The organism is Vibrio sp. 811 (assembly GCF_033339195.1).
Genome location: NZ_JAWOUB010000302.1, coordinates 1 through 775 on the forward strand (window position 1 = coordinate 1; position 775 = coordinate 775).

The window sequence follows — 775 nt, forward strand, 5'->3', positions numbered from 1 at the left end:
CGACTGCCTGTTGTCTCAATCACTTTGTATTGGCCTTTTCGTATCCAGCCATAACTGAGTTTTGTTGACTGTGTAGGATGAACGGCATCCATGAATAACACAGGGTCTTCGCTGCTTCTTAGCGTCTCGTTGTAGTATTCGATAAAGGCTTTCTGCATCTCTGGATTAAACTTGTGCGGTACACCTTTCGGCTTCTTATATGAGAAGCCGTGATGATGTAGCCATTTGTTCATGCCTGCAACGGTATAGCGAATACCAAACTCGGCTTTCACATAAGCGACTATTTGATGGGTATGAAAGTACGTCTTCTCAGATAAATGTTCGATAAGCTGCATGGTTTGCTCAGCAGAAAGTCGGCTCTGGCTACCACCATTTTCAGGCTTAAGTTTTTCAGAGAGGACATAGTCACTGAGATGACGAGCAACGGTCGATTCATGAATACGAAGCGCTTAAGAAATCATCGTTTGACTCCAGCCTTCAGACGCAAGTAAAACCGCTTTGATGCGGTCACGCACTCGACCATCACGAGTTGAATCGTGCATCTCTTCGAGTTGCTGTTTCTGTTGGGGAGTCAGTATTATTTTCATGGTGTGTAGCATGATCCTGATTTCATCAGAAATCAAGCATCTTCAATGATCACGGGTATATGTCGTTTAATAATTGAGCACAACGGGACAGGCATGTCTTATCTCTGTTTTAAGCAACAACGCCAAATTGGTCTACCTTTATACTAATGTAAATTGTTCAAGATCAAATGTTGTGAAATTTTACTTAA

The 775-nt window shown here is 42.3% G+C and carries 1 pseudogene; it reads right to left on the reverse strand.

The features are described from left to right. A pseudogene (locus R7Q46_RS26485) lies at positions 1–587 on the reverse strand (IS630 family transposase); the annotation flags it as partial. Positions 588–775: the final 188 nt, after the last annotated feature.